Origin of the sequence: Streptomyces sp. AC602_WCS936 (genome assembly GCF_019049125.1) — a bacterium.
Taxonomy (GTDB): Bacteria; Actinomycetota; Actinomycetes; order Streptomycetales; family Streptomycetaceae; genus Streptomyces.
Map to the genome: position 1 here is coordinate 532,856 of NZ_JAGMUF010000090.1, position 19,057 is coordinate 551,912.

Here is a 19,057-nt window from a genome sequence, read left to right on the forward strand (position 1 = left end):
GAGGCGAACCCTACCGGGGTGGGACGACGCCCGGACGCCGGGACCGGGTACCGCCGCCTCTCCGTGACCTCGCCGCCCCGACGTCAGGGGTCGCGGCGCGGCAGAACCAGCACGGCGCCCGTGCGCGGGTGCGGCAGCACCTCCACCGGCTGGTCGTAGACCTCGGAGAGCAGCTCCTCGGAGAAGACCCGCTCCGGCGGGCCGTCGGCCGCGATCCGGCCGGCCCGCAGGACCGCCACCCGGTCCGCGTACGCCGCCGCCAGCGCCAGGTCGTGCAGGACGACGACCACCGCGTCCCCGGCCCGCGCCCGCTCCCGGCACAGCCGCAGCACCAGCTCCTGGTGGCGCAGGTCCAGCGCCGCCGTCGGCTCGTCCAGCAGGAGCAGCGGGGCGCGTTGGGCGAGGACGCGGGCCAGCGCCACCCGGGCCCGCTCGCCGCCGCTGAGCGCCGAGAACGGGCGGCCGGCGAAGCCGGTGACCTCGGTGCGCGCCATCGCCTCGGCCACCGCCGCGTCGTCCTCGTCCGCCAGGTCGGTGCCCGCCCACGGGGCCCGGCCCATCCGGACCACCTCCTCGACCGGGAACGGGAAGGACAGCGACGCCGACTGGGGCAGCACGGCCCGGCGCAGGGCGAGTTCGGGCGCGGTCCAGTCCGTCACCGGACGGCCGTGGACCCGTACGACCCCCTGGGCGGCCGCGACGTCGGCGGCCAGCGTCCCCAACAGTGTGGACTTGCCCGCGCCGTTGGGACCCACCAGCGCGAGGACCTCGCCCGCTCGGACGGTGACGTCCACGCCGTCCAGGACCGGCCGGCCGCCGAGGTGGACGCGGACGCCCTCCGCCTCGGCGAGCACGTCGCCGGGCGCGGCCGGGGGCGGCGGCACCGGACGGGAGGGGACGAGGCGCAGCAGCCCTCTGGCGTGCGCGGTCCTCGTGCCTCTCGGGCGCATGGTGCTCCTCATGCCCAACCCCCTTGCCTGCGCCGGGTGCGGCGCAGCAGCCAGAAGAAGAACGGGCTGCCCAGCAGCGCCGTCAGTACTCCGAGCGGCAGCTCGGCGGGCTCGGCGACCGTGCGGGCCGCCAGGTCCGCGGCGAGCAGCACCAGCGCGCCGAGCAGCGCGCTGCCCGGGATCAGGAACCGGTGCCCCGGGCCGGCCACCATCCGCAGCAGGTGCGGGACGACCAGGCCGACGAAGCCGATGACCCCGGCCACGCTCACCGCCGCCGCGGTCAGCAGCGCGATCACCAGGACCAGCACGATCCGCAGCCGCTCCACGTCCACGCCCAGGTGCCGGGCCGGACGCTCACCGAGGGCCAGGAGGTCCAGGCGGCGGGCGTACAGCGGGGCGACGCCGAGCCCGAGCGCGGCGCACGGCAGGACCGCGAGCACCTTCGGCCAGGTCGCCTGGGCGAGCGAGCCCAGCTGCCAGAAGGTGATCTGGTTGACCGCCGCCGTGTCCGCGAAGAACAGGAACAGCCCGATCAGCGCCCCCGCGAAGGCGTTCACCGCGATGCCGGTCAGGATCAGCGTCACGACCTCCGTACGGCCGCCCGAGCGGGACATCGCGTAGACGACCAGGACGGTGATCAGGCCGGAGACGAAGGCGAAGACGGACACCGTCCAGTTGCCGAGGAGGTTCAGGCCGAACGCGATGGCGGCGACCGCGCCGACCGCCGCGCCGGAGGAGACGCCGATGACGCCCGGCTCGGCGAGCGGGTTGCCGAACACGCCCTGCATCAACGCGCCCGCGCAGCCCAGCGAGGCGCCGACCAGCAGCGCCAGCACGATCCTCGGGAACCGCACGTTCCACAGCACGGAGTCGGCCACCCGGTCCAGCTCCGTACCGCCGAGGCCGAGGTGGTGCAGTACCGAGCCCAGCACGTCGCCGACCGGGATCGGGTAGGCGCCGGTGCCGGCCGCGACCGGGACCAGGAGGAGGAGACCGGCGATCAGGGCGGCGGTCAGCAGCCAGCCGGTGGTGCGCCGGGTGCGAGGCGGGGACGCTTCGGCGGGCGCCTCGGGGCGTGCGGGCTTGTCCAGTACGGTCACCGCGCGCCGCCCTCGCCGTACAGCTGGGCCACGACCGACTTCAGCACCTGGTCGGTGCGCGGGCCGTAGTTGAGGAGCACGCCGTCCTCGACGGAGACGATCCTGCGGTCCATCCCGGCCGGGGTCTGGGCGACGCCGGGGATCTTCACCAGCCCGTCGACGCCGCCGACCGACTCCAGGCCCTTGCTCATCACGAGGATCGCGTCGGGCGCCGCCTTCACCAGTGCCTCGCTGGTGATCGCGGTGAAGTCCTTCTCCAGGCCCGAGGCCGCCCCGGCGTCCACCGCGCCGGCCGCCTCGATCAGCGAACCGGCACCGGAGTCCGCGCCGCCGATCAGGTAGACGGAGGCCGAGCCACGCAGGTACAGGAAGGCGACCCGGGGCTCCTCTCCCCGCGGGACGTCCTCGCGTACGGCCTCGATCCGCTGCTCGGAGCGCCGGGTCAGCTCCCGGCCGGCCGCCGGTACGCCGAGCGCGTCGGCGACCGCCTGGATGCGCGGGCCCACGTCGTCCAGGCCCTTGGCCGCCTCGACGAACAGCACCGGCACTCCGGCGGCGCGGATCTGGTCCACGGCCTCCTCCGGTCCGGTGGTGGTCTCGGCGATCACCAGGTCCGGCTTCAGCGACAGCACGCTCTCGGCGGAGACGCCGTGGCCCCGGGTGACCACGGGGAGCTTCGCCGCCTGTTCGAAGGTGGCGGTGACGTCCCGGGCGACGACCCGGTCGCCGAGCCCGAGCGTGAAGACGATCTCGCTGAGGCTGCCGGAGAGGGGGACGATCCGGTCGGCCCGCTCGACCCGCACCTGCTCGCCGTCGGCGGAGCGGACGGTCACGGGGAGCCTGGGCTCGGGTCTCTTCGCGAGCGGTTCCACCCGGTTGGGGATGGACCCGGCCGCCGCAGCGGCCCCCGGCTCGGTCCCGGTGCCTGACGAGGCTTCGGAAGAGCCTCCGCATCCAGTCGCGGTCAGGGTCAGGGCGAGCACGGACAGCACTGCTCCCGCCAGTCGGCCTCGCAAGCGTCGCACGGTTCCGTCCGTCCTTTCCTTCGACCGCCAGTATCAGTCGGCTAGAGCTTAGGTTAGCCTTACCTTCGTTCGCTACCGGCCCCCCGATCCGGAGGACTTCGCATGCCCGCCCGTCTTCGCGCCCTGGTCACCGTGTTGTGCGCGGCGGTTCTCGGAGCCCTGCTCCCCGCTGCCGCCGCGCACGCCGAGAGCCGGACCGTGCAGGGCGGACGGCTGGACTGGGGCATCAAGTCGTCGTTCCAGAGCTACGTCACCGGGCCCATCGCGAAAGGCGGTTACTCCCTGAGCGGGGGAGCGGCCACCGTCGGCGGCAGCACCTTCCGCTTCCACTCGGCGGCCGGCACCTACGACGGCGACACCGGCGCCTTCCACGCCGCCTTCTCGGGCGGCGTCCACTTCCTCGGCCACCGCACCGGCACGGGCGGCCACCAGCTCGACCTCACCCTCAGCCGTCCCACCGTGAGCATCTCCGGCTCCACCGGCACGCTCTACGTGGACGTCACCAGCAAGGCGAAGGACACCGGGACGGTCACGACGTCCCGTCAGGTGCCCTTCGCCGCGCTCTCCCTCGGCGGCATCGACATGCGGGGCGGCGGCAGCACCGTGGCCCTGAACAACCTGCCCGCCACCCTCACCGCCGAGGGCGCCCGGTCCTTCGCCGGGTACTACACCGCCGGCACCGCGCTCGACCCGGTGAGCCTGTCCGCCGACGTGAAGGCGGCGGCGCGGCAGCAGCCGGAGAAGCAGCCTTCGAGCACGCCCACCAAGTCACCGGAGAGCAGGCGGACTCCGGACGGCGCCATCGAGGACGGCGCCGTCGACTGGGGTGTGCGCCGCACCTTCCGCGAGTACGTCACCGGCGACATCGCCGACGGCAAGTGGGCCCTGACCGCGGGCGCCCAGGACGGCGGCGCCCTCTTCCGCTTCCCCGGCGGCGAGGGGACGTACGAGGACGGCGCCCTCACCGCGGCCTTCGACGGCGCGGTGCGCTTCACCGGCGCGCACGGCCTCGACCTGAGCCTGAGCGGCGTACGGGCCGAGGTCCAAGGCGGCGAGGGCACGCTCTACGCCGACGTGAAGAGCCCGGACCTGAACGGTGACAAGGTGCCCCTGGTCACCTTCACCACCGGGGACCTGAAGCCCGCCGACGGCCTGGTGAAGGTCACCGAGGCCCCCGCGAAGCTCACCGCGCACGGCGCCGAGGCCTTCGGCGGCATGTACCAGGCGGGCACCGAGATGGACCCGGTGTCCCTGGCCGTCGCCCTCACGGCCGACGCCGAACTGCCCGCCCTGCCCGACCTGGGCAGCGCCCCCACGGCGAGCGCGAGCCCGCAGCCGAAGAAGACCACCGGGCCGGACAACTCCGCCGAACCCCTCGCCGGCACCGCCGACGACGGTGACAACGGCGACTTCCCCGCACTTCCCGTCTCCCTCACGGCCGGCGCCCTGCTGCTGGTGGCCGCGGCCCTCGTGGCCGTCGCCGTCCGCAGGCGCCGCACCCGGCCCGCCGCGTCCCCCTCGGACGCGGACCAGGGCTGAACCCACGACACCGGCCGCCCACCGGCGGCCCGCCACCCAAGGAGAACCGAGCATGCCCGTCGGACGACGCCGCTCCACCGCACTCGCCGCCGCCGTGGCCACGGCCGCCGCACTCGGCGCCACCGCGCTGGCCACGGTCGGTACGACCACCGCCTCGGCCGCCGAGATGCCCCTCAAGGACTACGAACTGACCTGGGGCATCAAGCAGTCGTACCGCACCTACGTCGGGATGTTCGGCGGCTTCACCACGGCGGACGGCGCCTCGCAGGCCGCCGGAAACGGCGCCTTCACCTTCGTCGACGGCACCGGCACCTACGACACCACCGGCCACACCGTGGACCTCGCCTTCCAGGGCAGCCTGGTGAGCGCGTCCAAGGCGCACGGCTTCGAGGTGACCCTCACCGACGTGCGCTTCGACAGCAAGGCCGGTGAGATCACCGCCGACGTGAAGAAGGTCGACAGCTCCCAGGGGGCTCCGAAGACCACGGAGGGCGACGACGTCCCGCTCGCCACCGTCGCCGTGACCCGCGGCATGAAGGAGATGGCGACCACCCTCACGGCTGAGGCCGGGGAGTTTCTCGGCAGCCCGGATTACGCGGGCGCCGCGGGCGACCCGCTGACGGTGGTCGAGAAGACGCCGCCGACCACGCCGCCCGCCTCCCCGTCCCCCACCGAGGACCCGGAGTCGCCGGTGCCGTCCCCGTCGGCCACGGAGACCACCCCCACCACACCGCCGAAGACCGGGACGCCGGCGCCGGACCCGACGCCCTCGAAGACCACCGGCACGGGCCCGTCCACGTCCGCCTCCGCCACGGCCACGCAGGCCGCCACCAAGGGCGACATAGCCGACGGCACCCTCGGCTGGGGCGTGAAGCAGTCCTTCCGCTCCTACGTCACCGGTCCCGTGGCCAAGGGGAAGATCACCGTCTCCGGCGGCGCCGTCCAGGCGGCCGGCAACGGCGCCTTCACCTTCAAGGACGCCACCGGCACCTACGACACCGACGCCGACAAGCTCACCGCCGCCTTCCAGGGCGCCGTGAACTTCACGGGCCACGAGACGAACGGCACGTACGGCCTCGACCTGACCCTGAGCAACCTGAAGGCCACCCTGGACGGCGGCACCGGCACGCTCACCGCCGACGTGAACAGCCTCGGCACGCAGACCAAGGGTGTCGTCCTGGCCGACCTCAAGGCGAAGTCCGCCGACCTGACCGCCCGGAACGACGTCATCACGGTCGACGGCGTCGCCGCCACGCTCACCGAGGCCGGAGCGAAGGCCTTCGGCGACTTCTACACCGCCGGCACGGCCCTCGACGCCGTCGACCTGTCGGTGGCGCTGAGCGAGGACGCGCAGCTCCCGCCGGGCGGCGGCACGGGCGGCAGCGGCGGTTCGGGCACCACGGGTGGCACCGGCGGCGGTACGGGTTCGACGGCCGGAGGCACCGGGACGACGACCGGAGGCACCGGGTCCACCATCGGCGGCACCGGTTCCACCACGGGCGGCTCGACCATCGGCGGCGGCAGCCTCGCCTCCACCGGCTCGGACATCCCGGGCCCGGCCCTCGCGGGTGCGGCCGGCATCGCCGTCGCGGTCGGCGCGGGCACGGTGTTCGCGACGCGCAAGCGGCGCACGCAGGCGTAGGAGCCGGTCGGAGTCGGTCGGAAAGGCGTTGCGGGCCGGGGCGGCCCACCCTCGATACTGTCCGCATGCGACGGGCGGCGAGGGAACGGACACCGGGACCCCTGGTCCTGGACGTCCGGGGCCGCCCCGGCCCGCCCCCGCTGCGCTTCGTACGGCCGGACGACGGTGCCCCGCCCGCCCTCCACCAGGGCAACCGCCCGCTGTTCCTGGCCCGGTCCGCCGGCGACGGCTGCTGCCGCGAGCTGCACCTGCGCCGCCTGCCCGGCCACCGCTCCCCGCTGCCGCCGCTGCGCGCCGCGTCGATGCGCGAGCCCGCCGACTGGCGCCACCGATACGCCCGTTGGCTGGAGGACGCGTCCGGCGGTCCCCTGCACGACGGGCGTTGGGGGCTCACCGCGCGGGCGTCCTTCGCCCCCGGCATCTGGACCGAGGACTTCGTGCGGGACTGGCCGGACTGCGTCCTCGAACTGCTCTGCGGGGGCGGCTGGCACGGCGTACTGCCGCTGCGTCCCCTCTCCGGTCCCGACGCGCCGCGCGTGAAGGCGTACCGCAAGCACGCCCGGGACGGCACCCTCGCCCCCGTACTGCTGTGGTGGGTGTCCTTCCTCGACGGCTGGCTGATCCTCGACGGACACGACCGGGCCGTGGCGGCGCTGGCCGAGGGCCGGGAGCCGGAGTGCGTGGTGCTGGCCCGCCTGCCGGACGGGGCGCACTGGCGCCGGGAGGCGGACGAGCTCACCGCGGCGCACGAGGAACGCGCGGCCCGCCCCGCCGGCCTGGCCCGCGCGTACGCGGACACCCTCGCCGCCCTGCCGTACGACGAGGCACCCACGCCCCTCTGGCCGCCCACGCGCGATGCTTGAATGATCCGGTGACCGACTACGACGTACTGCGCGTCTTCTGCGCGCCGAACGGCGGATACGGCAACGAGCTCGGCGTGGTCCGGGACGGTTCCGTGCTGCCCGACCCCGCCGGACGGCAGGAACTCGCCGCGAAACTCGGCTTCAGCGAGACCGTGTTCGTCGACGACCCCGAGCGCGGCGTCGTCGACATCTACACACCCACCCTGCGGCTGCCGTTCGCCGGACACCCCTGCGTCGGCACGGCCTGGCTGCTCGACGTACCCGAACTCGTCACCCCGGCCGGGGTGGTGGGCGCCCGGCTGGACGGCGAGTTCAGCTGGATCGAGGCCCGCCCCGAGTGGGCCCCGCCGCGCACCCTGCGCCAGTACGCCTCCGCCGCCGAGGTCGACGACCTGGCGGTGCCGCCGCCGGGGGAGTGGGTCTACGCCTGGGCCTGGGAGGACGAGCCGGCGGGGCGGGTACGCGCCCGTGCCTTCCCGGGCCGCGACGACGGCATCGACGAGGACGAGGCGACCGGTGCGGCGGCGCTGCTGCTGACCGAGCGGCTGGGCCGGGCCCTGAACATCACCCAGGGGACCGGTTCGCAGATCCTGACCGCGCCGCAGCCCGAGGGATGGGTGGAGATCGGCGGACGGGTGCGCCTGGAGCGGTGACGGGCGCCGCCGTACGGGTGGAACAGCGTGTGCGCGCGGGCACGAGGGGTTAACTCTCGCCTGACCGTTCCCTCACGCGAGAGGAAATCCATGCGCATCCGCTCCGCCCTCGCCACCGTCCTGCTGACCGCCGCCATGACCGCCGGCGGTGCCGCGACGGCCACCGCCTTCGACGGCTCCCTGCACGGTGACGAGGACGCCACCTGCAGCCCGTACTTCGGCAGCGTCTCCACGGAGATCACCGGTAGCGACGTGACCTACGGCGGCATTAACTGCCGCAGCGACGACTACGACATCGACAACTGAGTCGGTCGGGCCGTTCGCACCCGGTCCCCCTCGGCCCAGGCGGCCGAGGGGGACCGGCCGTGTCCGTGTCCGGGTCGCTCACGCGGACAGCGGGAACTCCTCGCCCAGCGCCCGGAAGACCCCCGTGTTCAGCGCGAAGGCCCGCTTGCACTCGGCGACGACCCGCTGCTTGTCCAGGTCGTCCGCGTGGATGCCGTCCAGCAGCTCCCGGTACTCGCGCTTGAAGGCGGCCGGGTTGGTGATCTCCTCGAAGACGTAGAACCGGACCCCGTCGCCCTTCCTGGCGAAGCCCCACGTCCGCTCCGCCTTGTCGCGGATGATCTGGCCGCCGGACAGGTCGCCGAGGTAGCGGGTGTAGTGGTGGGCGACGTACCCCGCCGGCCAGCTCTCGGCGCACTCGCGCACCCGGGCCGCGTACTCCTCGGTCGCGGGCAGGGCGGTCAGCCCCGCGCGCCAGTCCGGGCCCCGCAGGTGCGCCAGGTCCCGCTCCAGCGACGCCAGCCGCATCAGCTCCGGCCGGACGAACGGCCCGGCGACCGGGTCCGACGCCAGCCGGTCGGCGCCGGCCTCCAGGGCCTCGTAGACGAACCACAGCTGCTCGGTGTAGCGCGCGTAGGCGTCGACGCCGAGCCGCCCGCCCAGCAGGTCGCTCATGAACGTCGAGGTCTCCGCCTCCACGTGCTGCTCGTGGGAGGCGGTGCGGATGAGCGTCGAGAAGGAGTCCATGAGCATGATTTTCTATGGTTAGGCTTACCTAAGTCAATAGCTTGCCGACGGCCTGTCGGTAAAAGCGTACCCACTCGGACGCGAAACGGCCCGCCCTCCGGGGAGAGCGGGCCGTTTCGGGGTGTGCCGAGGCTACGGAAGGGTCAGGATCTCGGCCCCGGAGTCGGTCACCACCAGCGTGTGCTCGAACTGCGCCGTCCGCTTGCGGTCCTTCGTCACGACCGTCCAGCCGTCGTCCCACATGTCGTACTCGTGCGTCCCGAGCGTCAGCATCGGCTCGATCGTAAAGGTCATCCCGGGCTGGATGACGGTGGTCGCGTGCGGGCTGTCGTAGTGCGGGACGATGAGCCCGGAGTGGAACGACGAGTTGATCCCGTGCCCGGTGAAGTCCCGCACCACCCCGTACCCGAACCGCTTCGCGTACGACTCGATGACCCGGCCGATGATGTTGATCTGCCGGCCCGGCCTGACCGCCTTGATCGCGCGGGCCAGCGACTCCCGGGTCCGCTCGACCAGCAGCCGGCTCTCCTCGTCCACGTCGCCGACCAGGTACGTCGCGTTGTTGTCGCCGTGCACGCCGCCGATGTACGCCGTCACGTCCAGGTTCACGATGTCGCCGTCGCGCAGCACCGTCGAGTCCGGGATGCCGTGGCAGATGACCTCGTTGACCGAGCTGCACAGCGACTTGGGGAAACCGCGGTAGCCGAGCGTCGACGGGTAGGCGCCGTGGTCGCACATGTACGCGTGCGCCACCCGGTCCAGCTCGTCCGTCGTCACGCCGGGCGCGATGAGCTTCGCGGCCTCCTCCATGGCCCGCGCCGCGATCCGCCCGGCCAGGCGCATCGCCTCGATCGTCTCGGGCGTCTGCACCTCCGGGCCGGTGTACGGCGTCGGCGCGGGCTTGCCGACATACTCGGGCCGCCGGATGTTTCCGGGCACGGAACGGGTGGGAGAGAGCTCCCCAGGTACGAGCAGCGACTGGCCAGAAGACATGACAGCGAGTCTAACCAGCGGGCATACGAGACCATGTCCCTGGCGAAAGGAGCCGGTCATGGCCCTGTTCAAGAAGCGCACGGTCGGAAAACCGGGCGAGTGGTACTACTGCCTGGAGCACCAGAAGGTCGAGGAGGGCCCGGACTGCCCGGGAAAGGACCGCTTCGGACCGTACGCCTCCCGCACCGAGGCCGAGCACGCGATGCGGACGGCCCGCGAGCGCAACCTCGAGTGGGAGAACGACCCGAAGTGGCACGACGCCCCGGCCGGACGGGCGGACGAGGACTGACGGTCAGCCCTCCACGGCCACGGCCGCAGACCCGGTCCCGGTCTCGGTCCCGGTGCCGGTCCCGGCGGCGGCTGCGCGCTCCTTGCGCAGCCGCACCGCGTGCTCGTTCGTCCGCACGTCGTACCGCATCATCGTCGGCAGGCACAGCGCCAGCAGCGCCACCGCGCCCGCGCACAGCAGCCCGCCCGACCACACCGACGCCCGCACCCCCGTGAGCGCCGCCGTGCCGCCCGCCCGGACCTGGCCGAGCTGCGGGCCCACCGAGTACGACAGCAGCTCGATGCCGGCGAGGCGCCCGCGCAGCTCGTCCGGGATGGTCTGGTTCCACATCGCGCCGCGGAAGATGCCGCTCACCATGTCGCAGGCACCGGCGAGGACGAAGCACAGCAGCACCAGCCACACGTTCCCCGCGATGCCCGCGGCGGCGATCGCGAGGCCCCACCCGACCGCCGCCAGCACCACCATCCGCCCGTGCCGGTGCACCCGGGACGTCCAGCCGCTGCTCACGCTCACCAGCAGCGACCCCGCCGGAATCGCGGCGTACATCAGCCCGAGTGACCACTCGGCGTCCAGCTCGTCCGCCAGGAACGGCAGCAGGGCGAGCGGCATCGCCAGGAACATCGCGGCCAGGTCGACCGCGTACGTGCCCAGCAGTTCCTTGCGGTGCCACGCGTACCGGGCGCCCTCCGCGATCGCCGCCCACGACGGCCTGCGTGCCTCGTGCGAGGCGGGGGAGGCGGCGAGGCCGGTCACCAGGACGAGGGAGAGGAGGAAGGTGAGCAGGTCGACCGCGTACGCCCAGCCCAGCCCCGCGTACGCCACCACCACGCCGGCCAGCGCCGGGCCGGCGATGCCGCCCACCTGCCAGCGCAGCGCGTTCAGCGAGGCGGCGGCCGGCAGGTGCTCGTGGGCCACGATGCGCGGGATCAGCGCGTCCAGGGCCGGGCGCTGGACGGCCGCGAGCGCCGAGGTGAACGCGGCGATCACGTACAGCGGCCACACGGCCGGGCTCGGCAGCAGCGCGTTGACCAGCAGCGCCGCGGACAGCAGGCCCTGACCCGCCTCCGTCCACACGATCAGCTTCCGCTTGTCCAGGGCGTCGGCCAGCGCACCGCCGTACAGCCCGAACACCACCAGCGGCACAAGCTCCACGGCGCCGATCGCGCCCACGGCCGCCGCCGACCCCGTCAGCTCCTTGATCTGAACGGGCAGCGCGACCAGCGTCAGGAAACTCCCGAAGTTCGTGATCAGTCCCGAGACCCACAGCCGCCGGAAGTCCCGCGAGGCCCGCCAGGGGGAGAGGTCGGGCAGCAGGGCGCGCAGGCCGGTGGGCCCGGCAGCGGGTGCGGGGGTGTCGTCGGTCACGAGGGGTCATCGTCGGCCGGTGCACGGGCGTGGGCAACCGGTTTTCCGGGTGCCAGCCTCCGTCACCAGCGCGACGGGGGCGGGGCCGTCAGGTGGTCGGCCAGGCGGGACAGGCGGTCGCGGAAGCGGCGGGGGCCGCGCGGGGGCGGTACCGCGTTCTCACCGGCCGCCGCGCTGACCAGGTGCTGCACCGTGTCCAGGTCCAGCTCGGCGCCGTCCGGCACGGTCAGCGTCTCGTGCGCCATGGCCGTCAGCTCCCGCTCGCCGCCGCCCAGCGCCAGCACCGTGGCGCCGGCCCGGCGGGCGTCGTGCACCCGTTCCAGGAGCGGGGCGCCGGGGTCGTCGGGCGTCACCACGAGCAGCGTCTCCCCACGCCGGGCCGCCGCCAGCCGGCCGAGACCGACGGCCAGGTGTGCCGGGTCCGAGGGGCGCGCGTCGTGCCGTACGAGGGTGGGGGCCAGCTCCGGCGTCCCCGACCAGGCGGCCTCGTCCACCAGGTGCGCCGCCAGGTGCCAGGGCTCGTACCCGGCCGTCCCCACCAGCAGCAGCCCGCCCCCGTGCGGCACCACCGACCCCCTGAGCGCCCCCGCGAACCTCCGGGTGGCCCCCAGCCACTCGGTCCCGGCGAGCACTTCCCGCAACAGCGCGACCCGTACGGCGTCCATGCGCCCGCATCCTGCCGCAACCCGACCCACGCGGCCCGCCGTTCGCCCCGGATTCGCCCGACCCGGGGACGGGCGGAACGGCCCGGGAGACCGGTCCGGTGGTGTCCGGCGCTGGGTGGGACCTCGCCCCGCCCGGCGGCCGGGGCGGACGTAGGGTCGGCCCATGACCTCTACCGACAGTGCTGCACAGAAGGCCCCCGCCAAGGACCCCTGGGACCTGCCCGACGTCTCCGGGCTGGTCGTCGGCGTGCTCGGTGGCACCGGCCCCCAGGGCAAGGGCCTCGCCTACCGCCTCGCCAAGGCCGGCCAGAAGGTGATCGTCGGCTCGCGCGCCGCCGAGCGTGCCGAGGCCGCCGCCGAGGAGATCGGGCACGGCGTCGAGGGCGCCGACAACGCCGAGACCGCCCGTCGCAGCGACGTCGTGATCGTCGCCGTGCCGTGGGACGGCCACGGGAAGACACTCGAGTCCCTGCGCGCGGAACTGGCCGGCAAGCTCGTCGTCGACTGCGTCAACCCGCTCGGCTTCGACAAGAAGGGCGCCTACGCGCTCAAGCCCGAGGAGGGCAGCGCCGCCGAGCAGGCCGCCGCGCTGCTGCCGGACAGCCGGGTCACCGCCGCCTTCCACCACCTGTCGGCGGTCCTCCTCCAGGACCCCGCCATCGACGAGATCGACACCGACGTGATGGTGCTCGGCGAGGAGCGGGCGGATGTGGAGATCGTGCAGGCCCTCGCCGGGCGCATCCCCGGCATGCGCGGCGTCTTCGCCGGGCGGCTGCGCAATGCCCACCAGGTCGAGTCGCTGGTCGCCAACCTGATCTCCGTCAACCGTCGCTACAAGGCACACGCCGGGCTCCGCGTCACCGACGTGTGAGGCGATGGGGGACACTGGTGGGAGCCGGCCGCGCCGGCGCAGTACCCGCACGTGTCCCCCGACAGGAGCCCGCCCCATGCCCCGCCTCGCCCTCTACGCCCTGGTCGTCTGCGTCCTCGCGGTGGCCGCCGCCGTCGTCTCCTTCGTGCAGGGCAGCGTCGTCATCGGCGTCGTGTGGGTGCTGCTGTCCGGCGTGTCGTCCAACATGTGCTGGTACTACGTGAAGCGCGGCCGGGACACCCGGCGCGCCACCTCCGTCACGGGCTGACCGTGCACAGCTCGTCCGTCTGCCAGAAGCGGTACAGCTCGAAGCCGCAGTAGGTGTCGATCTCGCCGATCCCGAGGGACCGCAGGATCGCGTCGATCGCGTCGAAGAACACGCCGTTGACCGCCGGGATCCACAGCAGCGCGAACACGATCAGCAGCCCGAACGGCGCCAGCGGCTCCACCTGCCGCCGCACGTTGTACGACAGCCACGGCTCGATCACCCCGTAGCCGTCCAGACCGGGCACCGGCAGGAAGTTCAGGATCGCCGCCGTGACCTGGAGCAGCGCCAGGAAGGCCAGCGCGATCCGGAAGTCGCGCGGCACGCCGTCCAGCGCGTCCAGCCAGAACGGCGCCGTGCACACGACGGCGAACAGCACGTTGGTCAGCGGGCCCGCGGCCGAGATCAGACTGTGCCGCCAACGTCCCCGGATGCGCCCGCGCTCGATGAAGACCGCACCGCCCGGCAGACCGATCCCGCCCATGATCACGAACAGCACCGGCAGCACGATGCTCAGCAGGGCATGTGTATAAGCGAGGGGATTGAGGCGCAGGTAACCCTTGGCCACTACGGTGATGTCTCCCGAGTGCAGCGCGGTGCGGGCGTGCGCGTACTCGTGCAGGCAGAGGGAGACCACCCAGGCCGAGGTGACGAAGAGGAAGACGGCAAGGCCTGGAGCCGACGCGAAGCCAGTCCACAGCGCCCAGCCGGTGACTGCTGTGACGGCGACAATCCCAAGGAAGACAGGACTGATCCGCTGTTCGCTCGTTCGAGAGGCGGTTGTCATGAGTGAGGCTCCTGGGACGTAGCGGCCGAACTGTTGGGAACTTCGGTCGTGATGGGGATCACGAGGACACCGTCGAGTGGAGGCGTCTACCCCACTGACTTCGCAAGACGCTCCCGGAAATCGTCGGGGATCTCCAGAGCATGGCCACCGCCTTCCTGCGGGTGGCATCTGACCGTGACGCCGGCCTGCGACAGGTCCTCACCGAGTTCCGTGACGGTCATGTCCTGCCACCGCTCGGCGAAGGTGGTACCGAGTGGCACAAACCGCCAGTGGTCCTGATCGACGTCGGGTGACGGATGCGTCGATTCATCCCACGTCCCAGCACATCGGACGTACACGCGGCGAGTGACCGGCACATCTCCGACTGCCTCGACCAGCATGTGCCGGATGGGGATGACGATCTCCTCCATGGGCGCGAACACGTAGCCCGGACACGCCGGGGAGCCGACGCGTGAAAGGCAGCGGATCTTCTCGGTGACCCGGAAGGTTCCATCCTTACGTCGTTTCCGGGAAGTGTGCAGTTGGAGGTTCTTGCCGCACCCCCCGCACTTGATCACATTGAGGAGTGGAGTCCTGGGTGCAGTGGAGCGGCGGGTGACCGGCGAGGCGGAGCGTGCCAGAGCGTCCTGAAGGCAGTCGAAGACGTCCTGGTCCAGCACCGCTTCGGCTACGCGGACGGGACACCCGTCCCGGTCACGGACCAGGACACGCCTTTTGTACTTCTTCCCGGGGACGTCCTCACTACGTGTCTTCCAGCCGAGGAGGGTGGGAGAGGTGAGGATTCCCTTCAGCGTGCGGGGATACCAGACGAAGTCCTTGCCGGACTTGTTCCGTTGGTACGTGTCTGCCGGGGAGGGGAGCCCACGTTCCTCGAAGTCCCGGCAGATGGCATTGACCGGCTCGCCGTTGATGACCCGTCGGGCTGCTTCCCGGACGATGTTCGCTGTCTGGGGGTTGACCTCCAGGTACCGTGCGCCGTCCTTCGGGTAGGTGCGATAACCGAACGGAGGCGAACTGCCGCCCCATCGTGTCGACGTGAGCAGGTGGGCACGAGACGATGCGACCCGTTCGGCGGCGGCCTGGGCTTCCATCTGCGCAAATGTGGCGATCATGGTGGCTGCCTCCTGTCCGGCCGAACTCGTGAGGTCGAAGGGTTCGGTGGCGGAAACCAGCCCTTTGCCGCCATGACTCACGGTCCACTCGATCATCCGGTGCAGGTCGCCGACCCGGCGGACGAACCGATCGAGTCGCCAGAAGACGATGACGTCGAACTCTGGGGCGCGATCGAGCCACCGGGACAGTTCCGGACGTTTCCATGGTGGTACCGCGCTGGCGGACACGGAGAGGTCTTGAGCGATACCTACGACCTCCCAGCCATGCGATTCGCAGAACGACCTGCATTCTTCAAGCTGCCGTTCGGGGCTGGCCGTCGAATCGGTCTGGACGGTCAATCGGACGGCGATGAGTGCCCGGGGGGATCGTGCCATGGAGTCACGTTAGCGTGTGTGTACCTAAAGAGCTGAGGGTTGCGTAAACCTTACTCGATCCACTCTGATGGCAAGGACGCTCTCTCCTGGTTCGGAGGGCGGGCGAGAATGGACCCCGTGCGCTATCGCATTCTCGGCACCACACAGGTACTCCGTCCCGACGGCACGGCCGTCCCGCTCGGCGGGGCGCGGCTGCGCGCGCTGCTGACCGTCCTCGCGCTCAGGCCCGGCCGCGTCGTGCCCGCGGGGCTGCTGGTGGAGGAGGTGTGGGCGGGCGACCCGCCCGCCGACGCGCCGGGTGCGCTGCAGGCGCTGGTCGGACGGCTGCGCCGGGCGCTCAGTGCGGACGCGGTGGCTTCGGCCGACGGCGGCTACCGGCTCGCCGCGGCCCCCGATGACGTCGACCTGCACCGCTTCGACCGGCTGGCCGGCGAGGGTACCCGCGCCCTGGCCGACGGCGACCCCGCCAAGGCGGCCGTCGTGCTCGACGACGCCCTCTCCCTGTGGCGCGGCCCCGCCCTCGCCGACCTGCCCGACCGCACCGCCGAGGCGGCTCGTTGGGAGGTGCGGCACCTGGACGCCCTGCGCGCCCGCCACGCCGCCGCCCTGGTCCTCGGGCGGGCCGAGCACTCCCTGCCCGAGCTGACCGCGCTGTGCGACGGCCACCCCCTGGACGAGCCCCTCCAGGCCCTGCGGCTGCGCGCCCTGCGCGACACCGGCCGCACCGCCGAGGCGCTGGCCGCCTACGAGGCCGTACGCCGACTCCTCGCGGACCGACTCGGCACCGATCCAGGGCGCGAACTTCGGGCCCTGCACAGGGAACTGCTCAATCCAGCGACGCCAGTGCCCCCCGAGACGACCGCGTGTCCCGCGACAACCGCGACGCCTAGGACGCCCGCGACGCCCGCGACGCCCGGGGCGACCGCCACGTCTGCCGCGCCCGACGCACTCACCGCGACCGAGGGCCGTGACGCCCCGGTCGCTCCGGCCGCCCCCCGCCCCCGCGGCAACCTCCGCGCCCGGCTCACCTCCTTCGTCGGCCGGGACGCCGACCTGGACGTCCTGCGTGCCGACCTGGCGGCCACGCGGCTGGTCACCCTCCTCGGACCAGGCGGTGCCGGCAAGACCCGGCTGTCGCAGGAGGCCGCCGAGGGGGTCGGGGAACCGGCGCGGGACGGCGCCTGGCTGGCCGAGCTCGCCCCCGTCGACGACCCCGGCGCCGTACCGGAGGCCGTGCTGACCGCGCTCGGCGCCCGCGAGACCGTGCTGTACGGCGCCGGCGCCGAGGAGATGCGGGCCGTCGCCGCCACCGACCGGCAGGCCACCGCCGTCGAGCGCCTCGTCGAGCACTGCGGCCGGCGCCGCATGCTGATCGTCCTCGACAACTGCGAGCACGTCGTCGACGCCGCCGCCCGCCTCGCCGAGGACCTGCTCTCCCGCTGCCCGAACCTGACCGTCCTCGCCACCAGCCGTGAACCCCTCGGCGTACCCGGGGAGCTGCTGCGGCCGGTGGAGCCGCTGCCCGAACCGGCCGCGTTGCGCCTGCTCGCCGACCGGGGAGCCGCCGCCCGCCCCGGTTTCCGCCCCGACGCCGACGAGGAGACCGCGCACGCCTGCGCCGAGATCTGCCGCCGCCTCGACGGCCTGCCGCTCGCCATCGAACTGGCCGCCGCCCGGCTGCGGATGCTGACCCCCCGCCAGATCGCCGACCGCCTCGACGACCGCTTCCGCCTGCTCACCTCCGGCAGCCGCACCGTCCTGCCCCGCCAGCAGACCCTGCGCGCCGTCGTCGACTGGTCCTGGGAGCTGCTGGACGAGGAGGAGCGGGACGTGCTGCGCCGCCTGTCCGTCTTCGCGGGCGGCTGCGACCTGGCCGCCGCCGAGGCCGTCTGCGGGCCCGCCGCCCTCCAGGCGCTGGGCTCCCTCGTCGACAAGTCCCTGGTCGTGGCCGCGCCGTCCGGGAGCGACGGCATGCGCTACCGGCTCCTGGAGACCGTCGCCGAATACGCCGCCGAACGCCTCGACGAGACCGGCGGCCGGGCCGCCGCCGAGCGCGCGCACCTGACGTACTACCGCGAACTCGCCCGCACCACCGACCCGTTGCTGCGCGGCCCCGAGCAGCTCACCGCCATCGAGCGGCTGGAGCGCGAGTACGAGAACCTGCGTACCGCCCTGCGCCACGCCATCGCCGAGCGCGACGAGCAGGAGGCGCTGAGCCTGGCCCTGTCGCTGGTCTGGTACTGGCAGATGCGCGACCTGCGGGTCGAGGCCCGGAACTGGTTCAGCGAGATCATGACCCTCGGCCCGGACCCGTTCGCCGAGCCGGTCCGCCCCGCCGAGCCGGTGTGGGAGCGGTGCACGGCCGCCCCGCCCCCGATGACCGGCGAAGTCCTCGCCGAGGCCCGGCGCGGCGTCCACCTCGCCCACCTCGCCTGCATGGACACCGAGCTGGACGCCTGGCAGAACCCGGCGGCCAGACGGAAACTGCGCGTCATCTCCGAGACGTACGAACCCGGCATGCCCCAGACCTGCACCCCGCCCGGCCTGCTCTGGTTCTTCGCCGTGATGCTCTCCGGCGACATGGAGCGCCTGCGCGTGATCATGGACGCCGCCGTGCGCACCTGCCGCGAGACACCGGGATACGACTGGGCGCTGGCCGGCAGCCTCCAGATGCGCGCCAACTTCCTCGCCAACCGCACGGAGTGGGCGGGCGACGCGGCCGCCGACGCCGACGAGGCGCTGGAGATCTACCGCCGCCTCGGCGACGCCTGGGGCACCGCCGAGGCGCTCTCCGCCCGCGCCGAGGCCCGGGAGCGCAAGGGCGAGTTCCGGCTCGCCGCCGCCGACTACCGGGCGGCCGCGCGGCACGCCGAACGGCTCGGCGCGCACGCCCAGGTGGACGTCCTTCAGGCCCGCCTCGGCAGCGTGCTGCTGGAGGCGGGCGACGGGGAGGAGGGCGAGCGCATCCTGTACGCCGTGATCGACCGCACCGACAGGGCCGGGCACAGCGGCGCCATGCCGGCCGCCCGGCTCTTCCTCGCCGGCTGGCTCGGCATGACCGGCCGCACCGCCGAGGCCCGGGTGCAGCTGCGGCTGCTGCGCGAGGACTTCGCCATCTCCCACTTCATCGTCTTCGACGCCTTCATCCTCGCGGCCGAGGCGTGGATCGCCACGCTGGAGGACCGGCACGAGGAGTGCCTGGACAAGGTCCGCAAGGCGCTGGAGCGGGCCGAGGACCCGCTGTCGGCGGCCATCGCCCCGCACATGCGCTCCGGATACCTGACCATCGCCGCGATGGCGCTGGCCCGCGCGGACGGCGGGCGCCGGGCCGCCGATGCCGCCCGCTGCATCGGCGCCGCCGAGGCGATGCTGCCGCCGGAGCACGTCTCGATGGGCCTGGAGCGGGACGCGCGCGTCCGGGCCACCGCGCGGGTGCGCGAGGTGCTCGACGCCGAGGCGTACGAGGCCGCGTACGCGGAGGGTGCCGCCCTCTCCCCGCGGGAGGCCGTCGCCCTCGTCTGACCCGGACAC

Annotated in this window: 18 protein-coding genes; 9 read left to right on the forward strand and 9 right to left on the reverse strand. The window is 73.3% G+C overall.

The window, feature by feature from the left end; genetic code table 11:
* Nucleotides 1–83: 83 nt before the first annotated feature.
* From KUM03_RS27790 to KUM03_RS27800, 3 genes are read right to left on the reverse strand one after another with little or no spacing between them, the layout of a single operon-like run.
* Nucleotides 84–950, reverse strand: a complete 867-nt coding sequence (locus tag KUM03_RS27790; RefSeq protein WP_217253041.1) for a heme ABC transporter ATP-binding protein — start codon at nucleotides 948–950, stop codon at nucleotides 84–86.
* Nucleotides 951–958: 8 nt separating this feature from the next.
* Nucleotides 959–2,050 (reverse strand): iron ABC transporter permease, encoded by a 1,092-nt coding sequence (locus tag KUM03_RS27795; RefSeq protein ID WP_217252501.1) that lies wholly within the window; start codon nucleotides 2,048–2,050, stop codon nucleotides 959–961.
* Nucleotides 2,047–3,075 (reverse strand): ABC transporter substrate-binding protein, encoded by a 1,029-nt coding sequence (locus tag KUM03_RS27800; protein WP_217252503.1) that lies wholly within the window; start codon nucleotides 3,073–3,075, stop codon nucleotides 2,047–2,049. The genes KUM03_RS27795 and KUM03_RS27800 overlap by 4 nt, the downstream gene beginning before the upstream one ends.
* 102 nt (nucleotides 3,076–3,177) lie before the next feature.
* Here KUM03_RS27800 and KUM03_RS27805 point away from each other — a divergent pair, with 102 nt between their 5' ends.
* The 5 genes from KUM03_RS27805 to KUM03_RS27825 all read left to right on the forward strand — a co-directional run bounded on the left by KUM03_RS27805 (nucleotide 3,178) and on the right by KUM03_RS27825 (nucleotide 8,078).
* A complete protein-coding gene (locus KUM03_RS27805) occupies nucleotides 3,178–4,614 on the forward strand; it encodes an HtaA domain-containing protein (protein WP_217252505.1) in 1,437 nt (478 codons plus the stop codon).
* A gap of 52 nt (nucleotides 4,615–4,666) precedes the next feature.
* On the forward strand, nucleotides 4,667–6,256 hold the full coding sequence (locus KUM03_RS27810; protein ID WP_217252507.1) for an HtaA domain-containing protein: 1,590 nt from the start codon (nucleotides 4,667–4,669) through the stop codon (nucleotides 6,254–6,256).
* Between the two features lie 65 nt (nucleotides 6,257–6,321).
* A complete protein-coding gene (locus KUM03_RS27815) occupies nucleotides 6,322–7,119 on the forward strand; it encodes a hypothetical protein (RefSeq protein ID WP_217252509.1) in 798 nt (265 codons plus the stop codon).
* Between the two features lie 8 nt (nucleotides 7,120–7,127).
* Entirely contained in the window at nucleotides 7,128–7,772 is a 645-nt protein-coding gene (locus KUM03_RS27820; protein ID WP_217252511.1) for a PhzF family phenazine biosynthesis protein, read from the forward strand.
* A gap of 90 nt (nucleotides 7,773–7,862) precedes the next feature.
* A complete protein-coding gene (locus tag KUM03_RS27825) occupies nucleotides 7,863–8,078 on the forward strand; it encodes a hypothetical protein (RefSeq protein WP_217252513.1) in 216 nt (71 codons plus the stop codon).
* Between the two features lie 78 nt (nucleotides 8,079–8,156).
* Here the strand turns inward: KUM03_RS27825 and KUM03_RS27830 are convergent, their stop codons facing one another.
* Nucleotides 8,157–8,804: a heme oxygenase (biliverdin-producing) gene (locus KUM03_RS27830; protein ID WP_217252515.1), complete on the reverse strand. Its 648-nt coding sequence runs from the start codon at nucleotides 8,802–8,804 to the stop codon at nucleotides 8,157–8,159.
* Nucleotides 8,805–8,936: 132 nt separating this feature from the next.
* A complete protein-coding gene (gene map, locus KUM03_RS27835) occupies nucleotides 8,937–9,797 on the reverse strand; it encodes a type I methionyl aminopeptidase (RefSeq protein WP_217252517.1) in 861 nt (286 codons plus the stop codon).
* Between the two features lie 58 nt (nucleotides 9,798–9,855).
* Between map and KUM03_RS27840 the strand changes: the two genes are divergently transcribed.
* Nucleotides 9,856–10,086, forward strand: coding sequence for a hypothetical protein (locus KUM03_RS27840; RefSeq protein ID WP_217252519.1), 231 nt, complete (start codon nucleotides 9,856–9,858; stop codon nucleotides 10,084–10,086).
* A 3-nt stretch (nucleotides 10,087–10,089) separates the two neighbouring features.
* On the opposite strand, the gene KUM03_RS27845 is transcribed toward KUM03_RS27840, so the two are convergent.
* Complete coding sequence (locus tag KUM03_RS27845; RefSeq protein ID WP_217252521.1) at nucleotides 10,090–11,451, reverse strand: MFS transporter; 1,362 nt, start codon at nucleotides 11,449–11,451, stop codon at nucleotides 10,090–10,092.
* A gap of 62 nt (nucleotides 11,452–11,513) precedes the next feature.
* The gene (locus KUM03_RS27850; RefSeq protein WP_217252524.1) at nucleotides 11,514–12,116 is read right to left on the reverse strand and encodes a hypothetical protein; all 603 of its coding nucleotides are present in this window, start codon (nucleotides 12,114–12,116) and stop codon (nucleotides 11,514–11,516) included.
* Between the two features lie 163 nt (nucleotides 12,117–12,279).
* Between KUM03_RS27850 and npdG the strand changes: the two genes are divergently transcribed.
* Both npdG and KUM03_RS27860 read left to right on the forward strand, forming a co-directional pair.
* Nucleotides 12,280–12,987 carry an NADPH-dependent F420 reductase gene (gene npdG, locus KUM03_RS27855; RefSeq protein ID WP_217252525.1) on the forward strand — a complete coding sequence of 236 codons (708 nt, stop codon included), beginning with the start codon at nucleotides 12,280–12,282 and terminating at the stop codon, nucleotides 12,985–12,987.
* 76 nt (nucleotides 12,988–13,063) lie between these two features.
* A complete protein-coding gene (locus KUM03_RS27860) occupies nucleotides 13,064–13,255 on the forward strand; it encodes a hypothetical protein (RefSeq protein ID WP_217252526.1) in 192 nt (63 codons plus the stop codon).
* Here KUM03_RS27860 and KUM03_RS27865 read toward each other — a convergent pair.
* Both KUM03_RS27865 and KUM03_RS27870 read right to left on the reverse strand, forming a co-directional pair.
* The gene (locus KUM03_RS27865) at nucleotides 13,245–14,039 is read right to left on the reverse strand and encodes a site-2 protease family protein (protein ID WP_217252527.1); all 795 of its coding nucleotides are present in this window, start codon (nucleotides 14,037–14,039) and stop codon (nucleotides 13,245–13,247) included. The two genes, KUM03_RS27860 and KUM03_RS27865, sit on opposite strands and share 11 nt — an antisense overlap.
* An 86-nt stretch (nucleotides 14,040–14,125) precedes the next feature.
* The gene (locus KUM03_RS27870; protein ID WP_217252529.1) at nucleotides 14,126–15,526 is read right to left on the reverse strand and encodes a recombinase family protein; all 1,401 of its coding nucleotides are present in this window, start codon (nucleotides 15,524–15,526) and stop codon (nucleotides 14,126–14,128) included.
* Between the two features lie 108 nt (nucleotides 15,527–15,634).
* Between KUM03_RS27870 and KUM03_RS27875 the strand changes: the two genes are divergently transcribed.
* The gene (locus tag KUM03_RS27875) at nucleotides 15,635–19,048 is read left to right on the forward strand and encodes a BTAD domain-containing putative transcriptional regulator (protein WP_217252532.1); all 3,414 of its coding nucleotides are present in this window, start codon (nucleotides 15,635–15,637) and stop codon (nucleotides 19,046–19,048) included.
* Nucleotides 19,049–19,057: the final 9 nt, after the last annotated feature.